The 21,117-nt window shown below is 64.0% G+C and carries 17 protein-coding genes and 1 pseudogene; 7 read left to right on the top strand and 11 right to left on the bottom strand.

Annotation, left to right across the window (positions count from 1 at the left end; all coding sequences use genetic code 11):
• Positions 1–164: 164 nt before the first annotated feature.
• The 6 genes from B3397_RS05040 to B3397_RS05015 all read right to left on the bottom strand — a co-directional run bounded on the left by B3397_RS05040 (position 165) and on the right by B3397_RS05015 (position 7,298).
• Positions 165–1,223, bottom strand: coding sequence for an ABC transporter ATP-binding protein (locus B3397_RS05040; RefSeq protein WP_296247833.1), 1,059 nt, complete (start codon positions 1,221–1,223; stop codon positions 165–167).
• Complete coding sequence (locus B3397_RS05035; RefSeq protein ID WP_296247830.1) at positions 1,220–2,248, bottom strand: ABC transporter ATP-binding protein; 1,029 nt, start codon at positions 2,246–2,248, stop codon at positions 1,220–1,222. Before B3397_RS05035 ends, B3397_RS05040 begins: the two co-directional genes overlap by 4 nt.
• Positions 2,245–3,138 (bottom strand): ABC transporter permease, encoded by an 894-nt coding sequence (locus tag B3397_RS05030; protein WP_296247828.1) that lies wholly within the window; start codon positions 3,136–3,138, stop codon positions 2,245–2,247. Before B3397_RS05030 ends, B3397_RS05035 begins: the two co-directional genes overlap by 4 nt.
• Before the next feature lie 13 nt (positions 3,139–3,151).
• Positions 3,152–4,102, bottom strand: coding sequence for an ABC transporter permease (locus tag B3397_RS05025; RefSeq protein ID WP_296247826.1), 951 nt, complete (start codon positions 4,100–4,102; stop codon positions 3,152–3,154).
• 60 nt (positions 4,103–4,162) lie between these two features.
• Entirely contained in the window at positions 4,163–5,839 is a 1,677-nt protein-coding gene (locus tag B3397_RS05020) for a peptide ABC transporter substrate-binding protein (RefSeq protein WP_296247825.1), read from the bottom strand.
• Positions 5,840–5,963: 124 nt separating this feature from the next.
• Positions 5,964–7,298: an NAD(P)/FAD-dependent oxidoreductase gene (locus B3397_RS05015; protein ID WP_296247823.1), complete on the bottom strand. Its 1,335-nt coding sequence runs from the start codon at positions 7,296–7,298 to the stop codon at positions 5,964–5,966.
• A 159-nt stretch (positions 7,299–7,457) separates the two neighbouring features.
• Between B3397_RS05015 and B3397_RS05010 the strand changes: the two genes are divergently transcribed.
• Complete coding sequence (locus B3397_RS05010) at positions 7,458–8,276, top strand: IclR family transcriptional regulator (RefSeq protein ID WP_296247822.1); 819 nt, start codon at positions 7,458–7,460, stop codon at positions 8,274–8,276.
• 5 nt (positions 8,277–8,281) lie between these two features.
• On the opposite strand, the gene B3397_RS05005 is transcribed toward B3397_RS05010, so the two are convergent.
• Positions 8,282–9,583 (bottom strand): NAD(P)/FAD-dependent oxidoreductase, encoded by a 1,302-nt coding sequence (locus B3397_RS05005; RefSeq protein WP_296247821.1) that lies wholly within the window; start codon positions 9,581–9,583, stop codon positions 8,282–8,284.
• A 146-nt stretch (positions 9,584–9,729) separates the two neighbouring features.
• Positions 9,730–9,852 (bottom strand): BrnA antitoxin family protein, encoded by a 123-nt coding sequence (locus B3397_RS05000; protein ID WP_296247820.1) that lies wholly within the window; start codon positions 9,850–9,852, stop codon positions 9,730–9,732.
• Between the two features lie 624 nt (positions 9,853–10,476).
• Between B3397_RS05000 and B3397_RS04995 the strand changes: the two genes are divergently transcribed.
• From B3397_RS04995 to mnmH, 3 genes are all read left to right on the top strand, one after another.
• The gene (locus tag B3397_RS04995) at positions 10,477–11,820 is read left to right on the top strand and encodes an MFS transporter (RefSeq protein WP_296247819.1); all 1,344 of its coding nucleotides are present in this window, start codon (positions 10,477–10,479) and stop codon (positions 11,818–11,820) included.
• A gap of 98 nt (positions 11,821–11,918) precedes the next feature.
• Positions 11,919–12,953: a selenide, water dikinase SelD gene (selD, locus tag B3397_RS04990; RefSeq protein WP_296247818.1), complete on the top strand. Its 1,035-nt coding sequence runs from the start codon at positions 11,919–11,921 to the stop codon at positions 12,951–12,953.
• On the top strand, positions 12,953–14,056 hold the full coding sequence (gene mnmH, locus B3397_RS04985) for a tRNA 2-selenouridine(34) synthase MnmH (protein WP_296247817.1): 1,104 nt from the start codon (positions 12,953–12,955) through the stop codon (positions 14,054–14,056). Before selD ends, mnmH begins: the two co-directional genes overlap by 1 nt.
• A gap of 10 nt (positions 14,057–14,066) precedes the next feature.
• On the opposite strand, the gene B3397_RS04980 is transcribed toward mnmH, so the two are convergent.
• The 3 genes from B3397_RS04980 to B3397_RS04970 form a co-directional block, all read right to left on the bottom strand.
• Entirely contained in the window at positions 14,067–15,122 is a 1,056-nt protein-coding gene (locus B3397_RS04980; protein ID WP_296247816.1) for a permease, read from the bottom strand.
• Between the two features lie 76 nt (positions 15,123–15,198).
• On the bottom strand, positions 15,199–16,158 hold the full coding sequence (locus B3397_RS04975; protein ID WP_296247815.1) for a sensor domain-containing diguanylate cyclase: 960 nt from the start codon (positions 16,156–16,158) through the stop codon (positions 15,199–15,201).
• Positions 16,159–16,161: 3 nt separating this feature from the next.
• Positions 16,162–17,160 (bottom strand): response regulator, encoded by a 999-nt coding sequence (locus B3397_RS04970; protein ID WP_296247814.1) that lies wholly within the window; start codon positions 17,158–17,160, stop codon positions 16,162–16,164.
• A 233-nt stretch (positions 17,161–17,393) separates the two neighbouring features.
• Between B3397_RS04970 and B3397_RS04965 the strand changes: the two genes are divergently transcribed.
• From B3397_RS04965 to B3397_RS22500, 3 genes and pseudogenes are all read left to right on the top strand, one after another.
• A complete protein-coding gene (locus tag B3397_RS04965; protein ID WP_296247813.1) occupies positions 17,394–18,980 on the top strand; it encodes an aldehyde dehydrogenase (NADP(+)) in 1,587 nt (528 codons plus the stop codon).
• Between the two features lie 332 nt (positions 18,981–19,312).
• Positions 19,313–20,191 (top strand): annotated as a pseudogene (locus tag B3397_RS22505) (methyl-accepting chemotaxis protein); the annotation flags it as partial.
• A gap of 39 nt (positions 20,192–20,230) precedes the next feature.
• Entirely contained in the window at positions 20,231–21,094 is an 864-nt protein-coding gene (locus tag B3397_RS22500; RefSeq protein WP_414704346.1) for a methyl-accepting chemotaxis protein, read from the top strand.
• Positions 21,095–21,117: the final 23 nt, after the last annotated feature.

The raw sequence follows: 21,117 nt of genomic DNA, 5'->3' as shown, positions 1-21,117 counted from the left end.
GGGTCTCCTGTGCCTGTCAGAACCAGCTCCTACACAGGTCTCCTGTGCCTGTCAGATTTCGCCGGCGCAGCATATCCCCTGTGGGAGCGGGCTCTGCCCGCGATGGCGATTTAGCAGGCGCCGATGAGGGAGCAGGCTATAGGCGCAGCAGTGGCGCGACGAGGTCAGCTGCCGACTTTCCAATGAGCGGGTTGCTGCATGATTTCGCGTTGTTCGTTCAGCGGAGAGACCAGCTCCAGGTCATCCCGAATACAGGCTACGCCATGCCCGGCATGGACGTCGCGCAACACGGGCCGCTCGTGCGCGCAAGCAGGTAGCACATAGGGGCAGCGGGTGCGGAAGGCGCAGCCGGAGGGTGGGGAGATGGGGCTGGGGATATCGCCTTGCAGCACGATACGTTGCCGGCGCTGGCCGGGTTCGGGCATGGGGATGGCCGACATCAGGGCTTCGGTGTACGGATGGCGCGGGTTGCTGAACAGCTCCCGTGTCGGGGCGATCTCGACGATGCGGCCCAGGTACATCACCGCCACGCGGTCGGCGATATGCCCCACCACCGCCAGGTCGTGAGTCACGAACAGCATGGTCAGGTTCATCTGCCGACGAATGCGCGCGAACAGGTTCAGCACCTGTGCCTGCACCGACACATCCAGTGCCGATACCGGCTCGTCGGCCATGATGAATTCCGGCTCCAGGGTCAGGGCACGCGCAATGCCGATGCGCTGGCGTTGCCCGCCGGAGAACTCATGGGGGTAGCGGTCCAGATACTGCGCAGCCAGGCCGACGGTTTCCAGGGCCTCGCCAGCTTTTTCACGGCGCCCGTCGGCGTTCAGTTCCGGGTTGTGAAAGCGCAGCGGCATGGCCAGGATCTCGCCCACGGTCATGCGCGGATTCAACGAGCCGTAGGGGTCCTGGAAGATCATCTGCATGCGCTTGCGATAGGGCTTGAGCAGGCGGTCGTTGAAGGGCGTGATTTCGGTGTTGTCGAAGACGATATGGCCGTCGGTGGGCCGGTCGAGCATCATCAGGCTGCGGCCCAACGTGCTCTTGCCCGAGCCGCTTTCGCCCACCAGGCCGAGCACTTCGCCGCGGGCGATGCTCAGGTCGATGCCGTCCACGGCGCGCACCAGGTTGTCATCGCGGCCGCGGCGGCTGGCCAGGAAGGTCTTGCGCACAGGGAAGTATTTGGTCAAGCCGACAACGTCGATCAGGGGCCGTTCTTTCATCGTGCACCTCCGTGCTCAACGGGCAGTTCCTGCCAGCGCACGCAGCGCAGCTGGTGCCCCAGTTCGACTTCTTCCAGCACCGGGGCCTGGCTGTCGCAGCGCCCGGCCACGCTGTAGGTACACCTTGGATGAAAGGCGCAGCCGCTGGGCGGCGCGCTGGGGTCCGGGACGAAACCGGCGATGGTGCCCAACTCGCCCTGGGCCAGGCCGGCGTGCTCGAAGCGCGGCACGGCGGCGAGCAGGCCGCGGGTGTAAGGCATGCGTGGCGAGGCCAGCACCTGGCTGACGCTGCCTTGCTCGACGATGCGCCCGGCGTACATCACCATCACCCGGTCGGCGATCTCCGCTACCACGCCGAAGTTGTGGGTGATGAACAGGATGGCCATGCCGTTCTTTTTCTGCAGGGTGCGCAGCAGGTCGAGAATCTGTGCCTGCACAGTCACGTCCAACGCCGTGGTCGGTTCGTCGGCTATCAGCACATCCGGTTCCATGGCCAGGGCGATGGCAATCATCACCCGCTGGCGCATGCCGCCCGAGAGTTCATGGGGGTAGCAGTCCAGGCGCTTGGCTGGCTCCGGAATACCGACCTGCTCCAGCAGCGCCAGGGCTCGGGCGCGGGCCTCGGCCTTGCTCAGGGATTGGTGGAAGCGAATCGCCTCGGCGATCTGGTCGCCAACCCGGTGCACCGGGTTCAGGGAGGTCAACGGCTCCTGGAAAATCATTGCCACGCGGTTGCCGCGCACGTGGCGCATCTGTTGCTCGCCCATGGCCACCAGGTCGATGGGATGGCCGTGGCGGTCGGCGACGATGGCGCTGCCGTCGATGCGGGTTTTCGGTGCTTCGGCCAGCAGTTTCATGATGGCCAGGCTGGTGACGCTTTTGCCCGAACCGCTCTCCCCCACCAGCGCCAGGGTTTCGCCGGCCCGAATGCTGAAGTTGATGTCGTGCACCACCGGCACGTAGCCGCTGCCCTTGCGAAAGGCCACGTTGAGGTGGGCCACGGTGATCTTTTCATCTGCGTTCATTTCAGGTCGCTCCTGCCGTCCAGCGCATCGCGCAGACCGTCGCCGATGAAGTTGAAACTGGTCACCGCCAGGGTGATGGCCAGCCCGGGAATGATCGCCAGCCACGGTGCCTTGCCCAGGTACTGCTGGGCGGCGTTGAGCATGTTGCCCCAGCTGGGCAGCGGCGGCTGGATGCCATAGCCGAGGAAGCTGATGTAGGCCTCCAGCAGGATGGCGTTGGCGATGGTCAGGGTAGCGGCGACGATGATCGGGCCGATGGCGTTGGGCATCAGTTCGCGGAACATGATCCAGCGGTTGCTGGCGCCGATCATGCGCGCGGCCAGGGTGAAATCGCGCTCGCGCAGGGAGCGGATTTCGGCCTCGACGATGCGCGAGATTTCCATCCAGCTGGTCACGGCGATGATCAGGGTGATCATCATCGGGCTGGGCTTGGTGAAGGCCGCCAGCACCAGCACCAGGAACACGCTGGGAAACGACAGGAAGGCGTCGACGAAACGCATCAGGGCGGCGCCGACCCACCCGCGGTAGTAGCCGGCGATGACGCCGATCAAGGTGCCGATGACGATGCTCATGAGCATGGCGCAGAAGCCCACCATCAGCGAGATGCGCCCGGCCTTGAGCAGCCGCGCGGCGGTGTCGCGGCCCAGGGCGTCGGTGCCCAGGTAGTGGCTGCCGGTCAGCGGTGGGGCGAAGCGGTTGCGGATGTCGATGCTCAGGTCGTTGTACTGCAGCAGGTACGGGCCGAACACGCAGGCCAGCACCAGGGTGGTGATCATCACCACGCCCAGCACGGCCAACTTGTGGCGCAGGAAGCGGCGCAGCGTGGGATTGGCCAGCCAAACCCAGCGGCGTGGAGTGGGCAGGTAATGGGTGGTGGTGGTGGTGGTCATGCGCGGTACTCCTTCAAGCCAACCGAACGCGGGGGTCGGCGACGCCTATCAACAGGTCGGCCAGCAAGTTGCCCAGCAGCACGAGCACCGCGGAGAACATCAGGATGCCCATGATCACCGGGTAGTCGCTGTAGCCCAGGCTGTCGAGAAACAGCCGGCCCATGCCCGGCCAGGTGAACACCGTTTCGGTCACCAGCGCGCCGCCCAGAATGGTCGGAATCTGCAGCCCTGCCAGGGTGATCATCGGCAGCAGGGCATTGCGGATCACGTGGTGAGTCAGCACCCGGCGATAGGGCACGCCCTTGGCCCGCGCGGTGCGGACGAAATCCTGGTCGATCACGTCGAGGGTGGCCGAGCGCATGTAGCGACTCCAGATCGCCACGTTGACCAGCGCCAGCACCATCACCGGCAGCACCAGGTGAATGGCGTAGTCAGCCAGCGACTGATCGCCGATGGTGTACATGTTGCCCGCCGGCAGCCACCCCAGGTGCAGGGAGAAAAAGAAGATCGCCACCAGGCCGAACCAGAAGGTGGGGATGGACAACGCCACCATCGCGCCGACCGTGGCCAGGGTGTCGAACACCGAATAACGACGCACCGCGCCGAGCACCCCGACCCAGGTGCCGATGATGATCGACAGCAGGGTCGAGGTGCCCATCAGCAACAGGGTGGCCGGCAGATGGCCGGCAATCACGCTGAGCACCGGGCGACCGTCGCGGAATGAATTCCCCCAGTCGCCCACGAACAGGCGGCTGAACCAGTCGATGTATTGCACCAGCAGTGGCCGCTTGAGACCCAGTTGTTCGGCGATGCGATCCAGTTCGGCCTGGCTCATGCCGGGGTTGAGGGCGAACTGCGACATGGGCCCGCCGGGTGCCAGATTGAGCACCATGAAGCCGATCAGCGACACCAGCACCAGCACCACGGCGCTCTGGCCCAGGCGATTGAGAATGTATTGCGGCATGGTTCAGACCCTCACCAGTACAGACGACGCCCGGCCCCACGGCCGGGCGTGGGCGTGCATTCAGGTCCAGGACCAGGTGTTGACGTTCCAGGGCTCGATGCGCAGGTTGATATTGCCGGCAAAGCCCTTGAGCCCCGATTTGTAGCCACGCACGTAGGTGTACTGGAACAGGGGCAGGATGGGCAGGTCCTGGCGGATCAGGTCCTGCACTTGCACGTACACAGCCTTGCGCTGGGCCACGTCCTGCACGGCGGCACCTTCGGCCAGCAGCGCGTCGACCTTGGCGTTGACGTACTGCGAGTTGTTCTGGCCGGCGCCGCCCTTGGCGTTGGTCGATTGCGAGCCGAAATAGTCGCGGGTGTCCGGGTCGGCGCCGGTGAGAAAGTTATTGCCGACGATCACCGAGTCGAATTTGGACTGCACCCAGTACTCGCCCCACATGACTGCCGGCGGCAGGTTGGATATCTTCACTTCCACGCCGATGGCCAGCCAGGTCTGCTGAATGAACTGCTGGGCCTGTTCGCGGATCTGGTTGCCGGCGGTGGTGGAGTTGGTGAACGACAGGCGCACCCCGTCCTTTTCGCGAATGCCGCCGGCTCCGGGTTTCCAGCCGGCGTCGTCGAGCAACTGGTTGGCCGCCTCGATGTTGAAGCTCTGCTTGGGCAGGTTGGGGTTGTAGTACGCCGACTGCTGCGGCATGTAGGTTTCGGTGGGCAGCACCAGGCCGAAGTAGAGTTCGTCGATGATGGTTTTCTTGTCGATGGCCATGTACAGCGCCTGGCGCACGGCAGGGTCCTTGAACTGCGGGCGCTCCATGTTCAGGGTCACCGATTCGATGGTGGCCACCGGCAGGATCACCACCGTGCGATCGGCCAGGCCCTTGGCCTCTTCGTAGTGGTCGGGGGTGATGCCTTGCATGGCGGTGACGTCGATGTCGCCGGTCTTGAACTGGGTGTAGAGCACAGTCAGGTCGGGGATGTACTTGAAGATCACGCTGTCCAGTTGCGGGCGGGTGCCGTAGTAATCCGGGTTGGCCTTGAGTTGGATGTGGTCGCCCGCCACGCGGGTGCCCCACTTGAACGGGCCGGTGCCCACGGGCGCATTGTTGAATGGCGCGGTGTTGACGTCGGCGGCCGCCGACAGAATGTGCTTGGGCAGGATGAACGTGGACGACAGGATCGAGGCGTACGGCGCGTAGGATTTCTCCATGCGCCAATGGATTTCGGTGGGCGAGACCACCGTGATATCGCGCAGCAGATCGTGGCCGGCGCGGCGACCGCTGCGAAAGGTCGGCGACACGATCAGCTCCAGGGTGTACTTCACGTCCTCGGCGGTGAACGGCTTGCCATCGTGCCACTTGGCATCGCTGCGCAGCTTGACCTTCCATTGCTTGCCGTCGGCGGAGATTCCGCCGTTGGCCACGGTGGGCACTTCGGTGGCCAGCGCTGGAACGAATTCGCCGCTGGGCGAGATGCCGAACAGCGGGTCGAACACGTTCCAGTGGATGCCGTCGTCCACTTCGATGTGCGGCATGTGCGGATTGAAAACCGTGGGTTCCTGGGACAGGCCGATGATCACCTGGCCGGAGGGCGTGGCGGCCATGGCGGCGAACGACTGATTGGCCCTGCCCAGCGGCAGCATCGCACCCGCGGCGCCGATAATGGCCATGGCCAGGGCCTGGCGGCGGGTTGGGTTCAACAGGCTGTTGCCTTTATCCGAATCATCGCGTTGCGACATGCTGAAGCTCCCGAAGTGAAGAAAGGCAGGTGGCATGTGCCGCAAAGCGTCGTGACGCTGAACCCTGGCTCGTTCGTGCGAGCTTCTTGCGGGGTGCTGCTGCATGGAGCTTGAACGTGGCGGTCTAGAATCCGGAAATGGGCCGTGGGTTGGAGCCATCGCTGAAGCGCGACAGCCGAAACGCCTGCGGGTCGACGATAGGGGGTTCACCGGTCACCAGATTGGCCATCAGGCGCCCCGCTGCCGGGCCGATGCCGAAGCCATGACCGGAAAAGCCGGTGGCGATGAAAAAGCCTGGCACGCCTTCCACAGGCGAGATCACCGGCACGGCATCGGGGGTCACATCGATCATGCCGCCCCAGCGCTGGGCGACCCGCACGTTGGCGAACACCGGGAAGGCGTTGGTCAAGCTGGCCAGGGCGCGATTGGATTGGCTGATCGACGGCACCGGATCGAGCACGCGGCGGTATTCGAAGGGGCTGGCTTCGTCCAGTGACCAGCGTTTGGGCAGCACGGCCTCTTGAAAGAACCGCTGGCCCAGGCGGAACGACAGGGACTTGTGTTCCTGCTTCAGGGCAGGCCAGAACTGCCGCGCGTAGAGGAAGGAATCCGGCACGATATCGGCGATGTTCTCGTGGCCCGAGGCGACGGTGTAGCCACCGTCCTGGCGTTTGCGCACGGCAAAATCCATGGCCCAGATCGCCGCTTCAGGACCGCCCTGCAGGGGCGTGGTGCGGATCACCGAGTTGAGTACCTTGAGCTGGGGCAGGTGCACCTTGAGCGGTGAGCAGAACAAGCTCGACCAGGCGCCGCCTGCCAGCACCACCGAGGTACAGGCGATCGGACCGCGCTCGGTGACCACGCCACTGACTCGGCCGGCGGAGCGTTCGATGCCGCGCACCGCGCATTCGGTGAGGATCACCGCGCCTTTGGCCCGTGCGGCTTCGGCAATCGCCGGTGCCGCTTGCTGTGGTTCGGCGCGGCCATCGTCGGGGGTGTACAGCGCGCCTTTGAGTTGCAGGCGGTGCGCCCCAGGCAGCAGTTCGGCAAGATCGGCGCCGGAGACCATCCGCGCCCGCACGGGATAGTCATCCAGGTTGCGCTTCCAGCGCTCGTGCTCGGCGTAGCTTTGATCGTCGGGGCAGGTGAACAGGATACCGGCGCGGGTATAACCAACGTCCTTGCCGATGCGGGCGGCCAGGCCTTCCCAGATGTTCAGGGCATGGGCCATCAGCGGCAGCTCGCGCGGGTCACGCCGCGAAATGCGCACCCAGCCCCAGTTGCGACTGGATTGTTCGTGGCCGATGCCGCCTTTCTCGCACAGCGCGACCTTGAGGCCGCGCTCGGCCAGCTCCAGGGCAGTGGAAGTGCCAATGATGCCGCCGCCGATCACTACCACATCGACGCGGTCGGGAAGCTGTTCGTCGCCCTGTACGGGTACTACGCGAGGTCCTGGCATCAGCGGTTCTCATTCCTGTTGATCAGTGGTGCGGACACCCCGAGCGGATCGGGGCCCAAATATTGCAGACCTTCATCTCCTGTCAGCCGGGCTTGGCGGCTCGATGCCACGCCCGCTGGACATCGGCTAGACATTGTCTGTTTCCAGGGAGATGCCCACGTGCCCCAAACCGACTCATCGACACCGCGCCCCCCGCGTTGCAGCACCCAGGGAACGCAAACCCTGGACCGTTCGTTCGATATCCTGCAGGCCATTGCCGCCTGTGGTGACCGTGGCGCCAGCATCGAGGAACTGAGTGCCGAGACCCAGCTCAGCCGAGCGACGTTGTACCGACTGCTCAAGGCCATGAAGTCCTATGGGTTCATTCGCCTGCCCAGGCTGCGCGGCAACTACTACCTGGGCTACGAGTTGCTCAGCCTGGGCGCCCAGGCTGGCAATACCGGCGGCCTGCGAGAATTGGCCCGGCCGGCGCTGCTGCGGCTTTCGGAAACCTTCGCCGACAGTTTTTTCCTCTTCGTGCAGGACGGCTACTACGCGCTGTGCCTGGAAATGCAGGCCGGCGCCAACCCCACCAAGCGGTTTGCCCACTGCGTTGGCGCGCGCGTGCTCAGTGGCGTCGGCCAGGGCTCGCTGGTGTTGCTGAGCCACCTGCCGGCCTGCAAGCGTGCCGAGATCCTGGACCACAACGCGCCACGCCTGCTGCGCGAATACGGCATTACCGAGCAGGCCCTGCGTGTGGCCTTCAAGGAGGTGCGCAAGCAGGGTTTCGCCGGTGGCTTGAGCGACAAGATCCTGCCCCTGCACACCGGCGTTGCGGTGCCGATTCTGGATAGCGAAGGCGCTCCGCTGGGCGCGCTGAGTTGCGCACTGCCCAGCGCCCGGATGACCGACGCCTACCGACAGCAACTGGTGCGCGCCATGGGTGAGGAAAGCGCGCTCATTGCTCAGCGGATGGACGCGGTGCTCGCGCACAGCTGAGCGGCTCATCGGGCAAACCTGGCGAAGCGAAACGGCGTGGGGTCGACCAAGGGTGTATCGCCGGTGATCAGGTCCGCCATCAAGTGACCCGAGCCTGGGCCGATGCCGAAGCCATGGCCGGAGAAGCCGGTAGCGAGGTAGAAACCGGGCAGGCTCTGCACCTGGTCCATCACGGGTACCACGTCGGGGGTGACATCGATCAGCCCGGCCCAGCGCTGCTCGATCCTGGCCTGGGCGAAGATCGGAAACTGCCCGGCGAGCATGGCCAGGGCCTTGTCGAGATAGGCGTCCACGGGTTTGAGGTCGTACAGCCGCTGGGTTTCGAATGGTGAGGTCTCGTTGTTCGCCCAGCGGGTGGCGGTGTTCATTTCCGTCCAGCTCTGGCCGGTGACACGCAGGCGGTATTCCTGGTGATGGGCTTTGACCATGGGCAGGAAGTCGGGAAGGTAACGGAAACTGTCGGGGACCAGCGAGGCTACGTTGGCGTTGCGCAAGGCGATGGTGTAGCCGCCGTCGGCACGCTTTCTGAACGACACCTTTTCCGTTGCCACGGCGCACTCCGGCCCACCGGGCAACGGCGCTGTGCGCATCACCGAGCCCATCACCCGCAACTGCGGCAGGCGGATACCCAGGTTGCGACAGAACAGGCTGGACCACGCGCCAGCGGCCAGCACCACGCTGCTGCATTTGATTTCGCCCAGTTCGGTTACCACCGAGCTGACCCGGCCGCCGCTGGTTTCCACACCCCGCGCTGCACACCGGGTGAACAGCTTGGCGCCGCGAGCGCGGGCGCCTTCGGCGATGGCGGCAGTGGCAATGTCCGGCTCGGCGCGGCCGTCGCTTTCGGTGAACAGCGCGCCGACCCAGGAAGCCGGCGCTGGGGCATTGAGGCGCTGTTGGATTTGCGCGGTGTCCAGCAATTGCGCCTCGATGCCCAGGGCCTGAGTGTGCTCCAGCCATTTCGCCTTGGCCTCAAGCTCGGCCGCCGATTCACAGGCGTAAAGAATGCCGGAGCGGGTAAAGCCGGTGTCATGGGTGAGCTTGGCAGCCCAGCCATCCCACAGTTTCAGGCTGGCAATGGCCAGGGGCACCTCGGCCACATCCCGGCCCATGGTGCGCACCCACCCCCAGTTGCGCGAAGACTGCTCGTGGGCGATGCCGCTCTTGTCCACCAGCACCACCGACACCCCGCGCTCGGCCAGAAAAAACGCGGTACACACTCCAATGATGCCGCCACCAATCACCACCACATCAGCACTGTCGGGCAACTGGGCATCACTTTCGACGTTCGAAATAAGCGGGTACATGGGAATTCCTGCCGGGCTCGATAGCGCCACCTTTACTCCGTGGTGGGGTTACCGGCAAGCCTGGGGGGGCTTTTTTCGAACATGCTCTCACATGGTGGGATGTGCCGGGCGGGCGAAAGCGGGCAGTGTGATTCGTGGCGGTGCGGCTAAGGCTGATGGGGTTTGAGCCAGTCTAACAATGCGGTATTGATCCGGGTTTGCCGCCCGGGCGCGGACGTCCTGAATTGCTCGAGTACGTCGGCGGGATTGGCGGTGAATGGTCCCCTCACCCCAGCCCTCTCCCTGAGGGAGAGGGAGCTAAAAGCAGATCGCGTACATCCGCAGAACCACCGCACGGCGCCCTCTTTCTGAGGGAGAGGGGGCTAAAAGCGGATCGCGTATATCCGCAACACCACCGTCCGGCTCCCTCTCCCTCAGGGAGAGGGGGCTAAAAGCGGATCGCGCATATCCGCAACACCACCGTACAGCTCCCTCTCCCTCAGGGAGAGGGCTGGGGTGAGGGGACCATTCACCGCCAATCCCACCTCCCTACCCAAATCCCCCAACCAAAAACCAAATTTTTTTCAGTCATTTTTTGCAACACCTTAGGCCCCCTGCCTTCTGGCCTAGCGCCATTACCACCGGGCCGATTGTCGCACCCTTGCGCGCCCCGCGCGGTTGCGCTGAATCGATTCAGATGCGATAAAAGATCAGCAAACGGCGCGAAAATCTAAAAAAATATAGATTAATGAGCCCATGCACGCCGTACCCCGGCGATCCTGCTTTGCTCCCTCCGCGTCGTGTTGTACCACGTCGATCGTGGTGCTCTGCTCTTACCTGAGCCTGCCCGCCAACCTCATAGAGGCCATTCATTCGGCGCGCCCAAGCGCCGTGCTGCAAAAAGGACCGGACCATTGAGCGATCAATCCACTCCGAACACCCCACTCTCCCGCCTGTGCGACAAGATCGGTATCCCCTATCCCATGTTCTGGGGGTTCGTCGGCCTGCTGATCTTCATGATTGGCGACGGTGTCGAACTCGGCTACCTCTCCCCCTTCCTCAGCGGCCGCGGCATGCCCGAGGGCGAAATTGCCATGGTGTTCACCCTGTACGGTGTCACGGTGGGGATTTCCTCCTGGCTGGCCGGAGCGCTGTCGAACATCTGGGGGCCGAAACGGGTCATGATGCTGGGCCTGTTGATCTGGAGCGTGTTCGAGGTCCTGTTCCTGGTGTATGGCCTGGAAACCCTGAGCTACAAGATGATCCTGCTGACCTACGGTCTGCGCGGCTTCGGTTACCCGCTGTTCGCCTATGGCTTTCTGGTCTGGATTGCAGCGGCCACGCCATCACGCAAAATGGGCCTGGCCGTGGGCTGGTTCTGGGTGGCCTATGCGGCCGGCCTGCCGACCTTGGGTTCGCTGGTGGCGAGCATCAGCATTCCACTGATCGGCGCGCTGCAGACATTCTGGCTGTCGTTCGCGCTGGTGGTGGTCGGTGGCATCATCGGTCTGGTGGGCATGCGTGAGGCTCACGGTATGCGTCGTCTGGCACCCGAAGGCGAGAAACCGCTGGTGACCATGGCCAAGAATGTCACCATCATGTGGACCAAACCCAAGGTAACCCTGGCCGGTGTGGTGCGCATCATCAACACCTCGTCGATGTTCGGCTTCCTGGTGGTCCTGCCCGGCTTCTTCATGGACGTCGTGGGCTTCACGCTGGAAGAATGGCTGCAACTGCTGACCATCGTCTTCGTGTTCAACATCATCGGCAACCTGGGTTCGAGCATCATCAGTACCCGCATCGGCTACCGCAACACCATTCTGTGGCTGGGCGCGGTGGGCAGCACCATCACCACCCCGCTGTTCTTCTTCATGCCCCAGGCGTTCCCCGACAACTTCCTCTTGGCCTCGGTGTTCGGTGCTCTCTACGGCCTGACGCTGGCGTGCTTCGTGCCGCTGTCGGCCCTGGCGCCCGCGCTGGCGCCGCATAACAAGGCTGCCGCGCTGTCGGTACTGAGCCTGGGCGCCGGTGCGTCCACCTGGGTGGGCCCGGCGGTGGTGGCGATCTTCCACGACAGCTTCGGCCTCGAAGGGGTGGTCTGGGCATTCACCGGTCTGTATGCGCTGAGCGCGGTGATGACGATCTTCCTCAAAGACCCGGAGCCGGTCCACGAACCCTTCTTCAGCAAGACCAAGCGCAAGATCAAGGTCAAGGCACCACGCCTGGATTACCGCTGGGCACACGCGACCAAGGAGTGAATAAAACGCTGCCGTGGAACCACCGCGGCAGCGCTATCACAACGTCGGCATCGCCCACCTCTGGTAGAATCCCGGGCCTTCTCCTCGAGGCCTCGATCATGACCGAACCTGTCCGCCTGACCCAATACAGCCACGGCGCGGGCTGTGGCTGCAAGATTTCACCCCAGGTGCTGGAAGTGATCCTGGCCGGCAGCGGCGCCCAGAACCTGGACCCGAAACTGTGGGTCGGCAATGCCTCGCGCGACGACGCCGCGGTCTACGCCATCGACGACGAACGTGGAGTGGTCTCGACCACTGACTTTTTCATGCCCATTGTCGATGACCCCTATGACTTTGGCCGTATCGCTGCCACCAACGCCATCAGCGACATCTATGCCATGGGCGGCGACCCGATCATGGCCATCGCCATCCTCGGCTGGCCGGTCAACGTGCTGGCGCCGGAGATTGCCCGTGAAGTGATTCGCGGTGGTCGCGCGGTGTGCGACGCGGCAGGCATTCCCCTGGCCGGCGGCCATTCCATCGACGCCCCGGAACCGATCTTTGGTCTGGCCGTCACCGGCCTGGTGGAAAAGCGCCTGATGAAGCGTAACGACACCGCCATCCTGGGTTGCAGGTTGTACCTGAGCAAGCCCCTGGGTATCGGCATCCTGACCACTGCCGAGAAGAAAGGCCTGCTGCGCGAACAGGACATCGGCGTAGCCCGCGACCAGATGTGCACCCTGAACACTCCCGGCAGCCGCTTCGCGCGGGTGGACGCGGTCAAGGCGATGACCGACGTGACCGGCTTCGGCCTGCTGGGCCATCTGGTGGAGATGGCCGATGGCAGCCAGCTCACTGCCAGGCTGTACGCCGACGCCGTGCCCCGGTTACCCGGGGTGGACTACTACATCGAACAGGGCTGCGTCCCCGGCGGTACCCAGCGTAACTACGACAGCTACGGTGCGCGCATTGGTAGCCTCAGCGAGGCGAACAAGCAGTTGCTGTGCGACCCGCAGACCAGTGGCGGTTTGCTGGTGGCCGTAGCGCCGGACGGTGAAGCGCAGTTCCTGCAACTGGCGCAAACGCTCGGGCTGGCGTTGCAGCCGATTGGTGAACTGGTGGCGCGCCAAACTCACGCGGTCGAGGTGCTGTGATGCGTGACAACAGCGCCGACCTGCGTGAGATCTTTCTGAACGACATCCCTTTGATGGACGTACGCGCCCCGGTCGAATTCGACAAGGGCGCCTTCGCGCAGTCCATCAACCTGCCGTTGATGAACGACGACGAGCGGCAGAAGGTCGGCACCAGCTACAAGCAGCAGGGCCAGCAGGCCGCCATCGAGCTCGGTCATCGGCTGGTCAGCGGTGACATCAAGCAGACCCGCATCCAGGCTTGGGCAGCCTTTGCCCAGGCGCATCCCGACGGCTACCTGTACTGCTTTCGCGGCGGCTTACGCTCGCAGATCACCCAGCAGTGGCTGCGCGACGAGGCCGATGTGCCCTATCCGCGAGTGCTGGGCGGCTACAAGGCGATGCGCAGTTTCCTGCTCGAGGTTACCGAGGACGCCGTAACCCAGTGCGATTTCGTGGTGCTGGGTGGTTTGACCGGCTCCGGCAAGACCGAGGTGCTGGAGCAACTGGACAACGCCCTGGACCTGGAGGGCCACGCCAACCACCGTGGCTCCAGCTTCGGCAAGCATGCCAGCGGGCAGCCGGCGCAGATCAGTTTCGAGAATCAGTTGTCGGTGGACATTCTGAAAAAGCGGGATAAGGGCATCGCGCAGTTCGTGCTCGAGGATGAAGGCCGTGCCATTGGCAGCAGGGCGGTGCCGTTGCCGCTGCACCGGCGCATGCAACAAGCGCCGCTGGTCTGGCTGCAGGACAGCGTGGACAACCGCGTGGAGCGGATTCTCAAGGACTACGTGGTGGACCTGTGCGCCGAGTTCATCGCCTTGCACGGCCTGGAGCAGGGTTTCGAGCTCTTCGCCCTGCGCTTGCGGCAAAGCCTGGCCAGCATCGTGAAGCGCCTGGGCGGTGAGCGTTATCAACGCCTCGCCGCCGCCATGGACGCCGCCCTGCAGGAACAGCAGCGCAGCGGCCAGGTGGACGAGCACCGGCAGTGGATCAGCGGTCTGCTGGGCGAGTACTACGACCCGATGTACGCCTATCAGCGCGACAGCAAAGCCCCGCGCATCGAGTTCGCCGGCGACCGTGCCGAAGTCGTGGCCTACCTGCGCGAGCGTCAGTTGCGCAGGTAGGCCTCGGGATTTACAACAGCGCCGCGCCCACCAGGCCGCTGACGATACCCACCAGCATGGTCAGTACGCCGACCCAGACCAGCACCCGCGTATCGAAGGATTTGCGCAGCATCAACAGCGAAGGCAGGCTCACGCTGGGCAAGGTCATCAGCAACGCGACCGCTGGCGCGGTGCCCAGGCCCAGCGCCATCAGGGTTTGCACGATGGGGATTTCCGCCGCCGTCGGAATCACGAACAGGGTGCCGACGATCGCCAGCGGCACCAGCCACAACAGACTGTTGCCCATGGCGCCGTCGACGTGGGGAAACAGCCAGACCCGCGCCGCGCCCAACACCAGCACCGCCACCACGTAGATCGGGATGGTGCTCCAGAACAGTTGCCAGAGGGTTTTCATCCAGCGGGCCAACAGGCTGCCCTGGGGAGCGTCCGTCACGTCTTCCAGCGCCTGCACCGCTTGTTCCGGCAGGGCGTCGGGCTTGGCGATGCGCTGGGCGAACAGCGATACACCCAGCACCAGTACCACCCCGGCCACCAGTCGCAGCGCGCTGAACTCCCAGCCCAGCACGAAGCCCATGAACACCAGGGTGGCGGGGTTCAGTACCGGGTTGGCGATCCAGAAGGCCAGCGCCGCGCCGACCGACACCTGCTGGCGGCGCAAGCCGGCCGCCACCGGTGCCGCGCAGCAACTGCACATCATGCCGGGCAAGGCGAACAGGCCGCCGCGCAGCGTGGAACCCAAGCCGGCCTTGCCGAACAGGCGCAGCAACCAGTCACGCGGAATCAGCACCTGCACCAGCGAGCCGAGGATCACCGCCAGCACCGCCGCCTTCCAGATCGCCAGGAAATACACCTGGGCATAGGCCAGCGCGGCCCACAGCGGGGAGCTCGGATTGTCGTTGATGATCGAGTTGCCAATGCTGTGCTGGTCGGCCGCCACGAAGGACTTGAGGTAATACGGCGACCACTTCACGTAGTAGAGGCCGATCACCGCGACCAGAATGAACACGGCGGGCTTCCACCAGAAGGACCAGCCGCGCGGCTGGCTGGGAGCAAGGGTACTGGGCATGGGGAGCGTCCAAGGGTTTTGACTGGCGCCCATGATACCCCAAGCCCGCACGGGGGTTGCGGTCGCCATCAGCGCTTCAGGGCCGCTCGTACACCGTGACCCGATTGCGGCCGCCGCGCTTGGAGGCGTACAACGCCTGGTCGGCCCATTCGATCAGTTGCTTGTAATCGTCGGTGGGGTAACCCAGGTCCGCCACGCCCAGGCTGATGGTAAAGCGAACAGGGCCCGCTTCGCTCTCCACCGTTTGCTCTTCGACCACCTTGCGCAAGCGCTCCGCCAGCATGGCACCGCCCGCCTTGTCGGTGTCGGGCAGCAGCACGGCGAATTCCTCGCCGCCGTAGCGCCCGGCAATATCGGCGTCGCGCACCAGTTCACGCAGCACATCGGCCACGCGCTGGATGACCTGATCGCCCACTTGATGACCATAGGTATCGTTGACCCGCTTGAAGTGGTCGATGTCGAACATGATCAACGAGGTCGCATGGCCATAGCGGGCATGGCGGGCGTATTCGAGTTTCAGCGCCTCTTCCCAGTGTCCGCGGTTGTACAGCCCGGTCAGGCGGTCGGTGCTGGAGAGCTTCTGCAACTGCAGGTTCGAGGCCTGGAGTTGACGCCGGTTGGTGGCCACGTCGGTGACGTCATAGATGACCACGCAGATATGCTTGATCTCACTGTTGGTGGAGCGCAGCGGCAGGATGGTGGTGTTCTGGTACATGAACTCTTCCTGCCCGGTGATCGGCTGGTAGTTCTTGAACCGCACCAGATAAGGGCGCTGCTCCCAGATGGTGAACGCCGGAGTGCCCAGGGTCATGACGCTGCGGACTTTCTTGCGAAACCATTCCGGGTCCACTTCCTGAAACAGATGGAAGAACGGCTGGCCGATCGCCTCGTCCGGCGCCAGCCCGGAGCGGTTCTCCATAAAGGTGTTCCATACCTGCACCTGGTAATCGGCGTCGAGCACCACCACCCCCACGTCGATGCTTTGGGTGATCGCCAGCAGCCAGTGAAACTCGTCCAGCTCGATCGGTCGGTTCATGGCTCAGCTCATCAGGTAGGCAAGTTTGTCGCGCAGCAGGGGCACCGAGTCTTCGGTGAACAGCAGCAACAGGTCAAAGTGGATGTCGTGGCCTTCCAGCGTATAGCTGATCTCCACGGTCAGGGTTCGGGTCCAGCGCTGCTTGCCTACCGCAATCAAGTCGTCGATGGCCCGTTGCTCACCCAGCACCTGCGGATGGCTCTGGGAAAACACCACCTCCATTTGCTGGGCCAGGCCGCTGAGACACGCACCGATGATCACCGACGACAGGTCCAGCAGCATTTCGATATCGGAGTATTCCAGGGCGCTGCGGCGCATCAGACGGGCGATGTCGGCGATCTCGCAGTGGTGGAAAATCAGCAGCGCCTCGCCGGCAATGCCGCCCCCTATATAGCCCTGGCAAATAGCGGTCACCGGTTGACCGTGCTGCACATCGGCCAGGGCCATGTGCAGCTCGCTAACTTCCAGCAGATTGACGTGAGGCACGGGCAGCTGGATGAACACCCCCAGCACCTTGGCCAGCATGGCCGCGGCCTGCCCCATCGCGACGTTGACGGCTTCGCGCAGGGCGTCGATGAAGCCGATGTGAATGTCGATGTTCGGCGCGCGGCGCAGAGCGTTGCTCGGGCTCTTTTCCAGAAGCCCGGCTTGCAGCAGCACCCGGCGCAGTTCGTCCGGCGCCGCCGGCTTCTTGATGAAGGCCAGCGCCCCCAGTTCGCGGACACGACGCAGGGCTTCGTCCTGAACGTCACCGGAGACCACGATGACCTTGCTGTTCAAGCCCAGCTCGCGTAACGCTGCCAGCACTTGGTAACCATCCATGTCGGGCATGGTCAGATCCAGCAGCATGACCTCGCCCTTGCCTTGACGCACGTAATCCAGCGCTTCGCGGCCATTGACGGCCAGTGTGACAGCCGTGTCCCAATCCGCTGGCAGGGCACGCAACAGTTGTTTGCGGGCCATGTTAGAGTCATCGCAGATCAGCAGGGGAATGGGCGACATGACCTCTGGTACTCGGTTCGGGGCGAACGGGTGCGTCGCCGATGATCGATCTGGCTCACCATAACCGCAAGGCACGTGAAGGCGCTACCTCAGGTAGTGGCTATTTGCTTGCATGTTGTGGGCCATTTTCCCTTTTGCCATCCAAGGGCCGCCCGTAGGGGCGACCTTGATCGACAAATGCCCTAGTTGTATGATGTCCGTCAACAACCCGCCCAAACGACACGGAGACAACAATGCCTAACATCCTCGGTCACAATTTCATCGGCGGCACTCGCAGCGCCAGTGGCGAGCCCAAACTCAAAAGTGTCGACGCCACCACCGGCGAGGCCCTGCCTTATGCTTTCTACCAGGCCACCGATGCCGAAGTTGACGCTGCCTGCCAGGCCGCCGACGGCGCGTTCCTGGAATACCGTCAGCTGAGCCCGGCACGCCGGGCCGAATTCCTCGATGCCATTGCCGATGAAATCGACGCACTGGGTGACGACTTCGTCGCCATCGTTTGCCAGGAAACCGCGCTGCCAGCCGGTCGCATCCAGGGCGAGCGTGGCCGTACCAGTGGCCAGATGCGCCTGTTCGCCAAAGTCCTGCGCCGTGGTGACTTCCTCGGTGCCCGCATCGACCTGGCCCTGCCCGAGCGCAAGCCGCTGCCGCGCGTCGACCTGCGCCAATACCGCATCGGCGTAGGCCCGGTGGCCGTGTTCGGCGCCAGCAACTTCCCATTGGCCTTCTCCACCGCCGGCGGCGATACCGCTGCTGCGCTGGCGTCGGGTTGCCCGGTGGTGTTCAAGGCCCACAGCGGCCACATGGCCACCGCCGACCAGGTCGGCACTGCGATCATTCGCGCCGCCGAGAAAACCGGCATGCCCAAGGGCGTGTTCAACATGATCTTCGGCAGCGGTGTGGGTGAACCCCTGGTCAAGCACCCGGCGATCCAGGCCGTGGGCTTCACCGGCTCGCTCAGCGGCGGCGACGCGCTGTGCAAGATGGCTGCCGAGCGCCCGCAGCCCATCCCGGTGTTTGCCGAGATGTCCAGCATCAACCCCGTGGTGGTGTTGCCTGAAGCACTGGCCAGCCGCGGTGAAACCGTGGCCAAGGAACTGGCTGCTTCGGTGGTCATGGGCTGTGGCCAGTTCTGCACCAACCCAGGCCTGGTGATCGGCGTGCGTTCGCCTGCCTTCAGCGGCTTCCTGGAGCAACTGCAAACCCAGATGGCCGCCCAGGCGCCGCAAACCATGCTCAACGCGGGCGGTCTGCGCAGCTACAGCAAGGGCGTCGAGCATCTGCTGGCGCACGAAGGGATCACTCACCTGGCCGGCAAGCCGCAAGAAGGCAAACAGGCCGAGGCTCAGCTGTTCAAGGCTGACGTCAGCCTGCTGCTCAATGGCGACGAGCTGTTGCAGGAAGAAGTATTCGGCCCGGCCACCATCGTCATCGAAGTGGCTGACGACGCCGAGCTCAAAAGCGCCCTGCAATCGCTGCGCGGTCAGCTGACCGCGACGCTGATCGGCGAGCCTGCTTCGGACCTGGTCAAGTACCAGTGGCTGGTGCCGGTGCTGGAGCAGAAAGTCGGCCGTATTCTGGTCAATGGCTACCCGACCGGTGTGGAAGTGTGCGATGCCATGGTTCATGGTGGCCCGTACCCTGCCACCTCCGATGCCCGCGGCACGTCGGTAGGTACCCTGGCAATCGATCGCTTCCTGCGTCCGGTCTGCTACCAGAACTACCCCGATGCGCTGCTGCCTGAAGCGCTGCGCAACGCCAACCCGCTGGGCCTGCCACGCCTGGTCAACGGTGAGTGGAGCTCGCAGCCGATCGCTTGATCGACCGACGGCTTTGCTGAAGAACGGCGCGATAGACATCGCGCCGTTTTTTTTTGCTTTGCCCAACAGTTTTTTGTTTCAGCTCTGCGTTCGCCCGCCGATATGAGTGGCTCAAGATGACCTTTTTCTAGGCCGCCCATAACAACAAATACCCGCGGCGCCAGGGTCGGAACCATTTACTGTCTGGAGGGCGCAACATGAACGGCTGGTTTGGCAACATCAGCGTAACCAAGAAACTCAGCCTGGGCTTTGGCCTGGTGCTGGTTTTGACCACCTTGCTTGCGCTCACCGGCTGGACCAGCTTGAGCAGCTTGATCCAGCGCAGCAACTGGATGAGCGACATTTCCGAGCTGAACAACAGCCTGACCAAACTGCGCATCGTGCGCTTGCAGTACATGCTGACCAACGGCGACGACAGCGCCGCGCAGACCGTGCAGACCCAGCTCGACGCATTCTCCGCGCAGCAGAAAAGCCTGCTGGACAGTTTCAAGAGCCCGGAGAACATCCAGCGCCTGAACGACCAGGCCAAGCAGATCAGCGCCTATCAGCAATCGCTGAACCGCATGCGCAGCAGCTACAACACCAGCAACGCCGCGCGCCAGAACATGACCGACACCGCCATGGTCGCCTACAACCTGGTGAATCAGGTCAATGACGCCATCCTGGCCCTGCCGGACAGCCCGGAGCGCTTCGAGCAGTTCCAGGCCGTCACCCGCGCCAAGGAGCTGGTGCAGCTGGTGCGCTATGAAGTGCGTGGCTACACCAACAACGTCAGCGACAAGACCGAACAAGCGGCTTTCGCCCAGATGGACAAAGCCGTCGCCGAGATGGAACAACTGTCCGCTCGCGTACCCACCGAACAGGCGCGCCTGCAGCAACTGAGCGCCGCGCTGGTCAACTATCGCACTGCTGTGGCGGGCTTCCGCACCTCGATCGCCGACATCACCAGCTCCCGTGCCGAGATGACCGTACAGGGCAGCGAGCTGGTGCGCCTGAGCGATGAGCTGTACAAGATCCAGATCGAGCGCCGCGATGCCGAAAGTGCCGAAGCGCGTAGCTACCAGATTGCCGCGGCACTGCTGGCCCTGCTGTTCGGTGTGCTGGCGGCCTGGGTCATCACTCGCCAGATCACCAAACCCCTGCAGGAAACCCTGGATGTGGTCGAACGCATTGCCAATGGCGACCTGACCCACAACCTGCAAGTGACCCGTCGCGATGAACTGGGCGTATTGCAGCAGGGCATCCAGCGCATGGGCGCCACCCTGCGCGAGCTGATCGGTGGTATCCGTGACAGTGTCACCCAGATCGCCAGCGCCGCCGAAGAACTGTCGGCGGTGACCGAGCAGACCAGCGCTGGCGTCAACAGCCAGAAGGTGGAGACCGACCAGGTGGCCACCGCCATGCACGAAATGACCGCCACCGTTCAGGAAGTGGCGCGCAATGCCGAACAGGCGTCCGTGGCAGCCACCACCGCCGATGAAGAAGCCCGCGAAGGCGACAAGGTGGTGGGTGAAGCCATTGCCCAGATCGAGAAGCTGGCCGAGGAAGTGCGCCGTTCCACCGAGGCCATGAACGCGCTGCAGAAAGAAAGCGACAAGATCGGCAGCGTCATGGACGTGATCAAGGCTGTAGCCGAGCAGACCAACCTGCTGGCACTCAACGCTGCAATCGAAGCGGCCCGCGCCGGTGAGGCCGGTCGTGGTTTTGCCGTGGTGGCCGACGAGGTGCGTGGCCTAGCTCAACGCACGCAGAAGTCCACCGAGGAAATCGAAGGTCTGGTGGCAGGTTTGCAGAGCGGTACCCAGCAGGTGGCCAGCGTGATGCTCAGCAGCCGTGGCCTGACCGACAGCAGCGTGGAACTGACCCGCCGCGCCGGCAGTTCGCTGGAAAACATCACGCGCACCGTGTCCAACATCCAGGCCATGAACCAGCAGATCGCCGCGGCGGCGGAACAGCAGAGCTCGGTGGCCGAGGAGATCAGCCGCAGCATCATCAACGTGCGCGATGTGTCGGAGCAGACCGCAGCGGCCAGTGAAGAGACGGCCGCATCGAGCGTCGAGCTGGCGCGGCTGGGTAATCAGTTGCAGATGCTGGTGAGCCATTTCCGGGTTTGATGTCGGCGGCGCCTGGTCCCCTC

The sequence above is a fragment of the Pseudomonas sp. UBA4194 genome (assembly GCF_002379585.1).
Lineage (GTDB): Bacteria > Pseudomonadota > Gammaproteobacteria > Pseudomonadales > Pseudomonadaceae > Aquipseudomonas.
The sequence above is the reverse complement of the archived record's forward strand: the minus strand, read 5'-3'. Positions and strand labels throughout refer to the sequence as shown.

Coding starts and splice junctions, on each gene's coding strand:
- B3397_RS04965 (WP_296247813.1), top strand. CDS start 17,394: ATGCCTAACATCCTCGGTCACAATTTCATCGGCGGCACTCGCAGCGCC.
- selD (WP_296247818.1), top strand. CDS start 11,919: ATGACCGAACCTGTCCGCCTGACCCAATACAGCCACGGCGCGGGCTGT.
- B3397_RS04970 (WP_296247814.1), bottom strand. CDS start 17,160: ATGTCGCCCATTCCCCTGCTGATCTGCGATGACTCTAACATGGCCCGC.
- mnmH (WP_296247817.1), top strand. CDS start 12,953: ATGCGTGACAACAGCGCCGACCTGCGTGAGATCTTTCTGAACGACATC.
- B3397_RS05040 (WP_296247833.1), bottom strand. CDS start 1,223: ATGAAAGAACGGCCCCTGATCGACGTTGTCGGCTTGACCAAATACTTC.
- B3397_RS05030 (WP_296247828.1), bottom strand. CDS start 3,138: ATGACCACCACCACCACCACCCATTACCTGCCCACTCCACGCCGCTGG.
- B3397_RS04980 (WP_296247816.1), bottom strand. CDS start 15,122: ATGCCCAGTACCCTTGCTCCCAGCCAGCCGCGCGGCTGGTCCTTCTGG.
- B3397_RS22500 (WP_414704346.1), top strand. CDS start 20,231: ATGGGCGCCACCCTGCGCGAGCTGATCGGTGGTATCCGTGACAGTGTC.
- B3397_RS05005 (WP_296247821.1), bottom strand. CDS start 9,583: ATGTACCCGCTTATTTCGAACGTCGAAAGTGATGCCCAGTTGCCCGAC.
- B3397_RS05025 (WP_296247826.1), bottom strand. CDS start 4,102: ATGCCGCAATACATTCTCAATCGCCTGGGCCAGAGCGCCGTGGTGCTG.
- B3397_RS05015 (WP_296247823.1), bottom strand. CDS start 7,298: ATGCCAGGACCTCGCGTAGTACCCGTACAGGGCGACGAACAGCTTCCC.
- B3397_RS04975 (WP_296247815.1), bottom strand. CDS start 16,158: ATGAACCGACCGATCGAGCTGGACGAGTTTCACTGGCTGCTGGCGATC.
- B3397_RS05035 (WP_296247830.1), bottom strand. CDS start 2,248: ATGAACGCAGATGAAAAGATCACCGTGGCCCACCTCAACGTGGCCTTT.
- B3397_RS05020 (WP_296247825.1), bottom strand. CDS start 5,839: ATGTCGCAACGCGATGATTCGGATAAAGGCAACAGCCTGTTGAACCCA.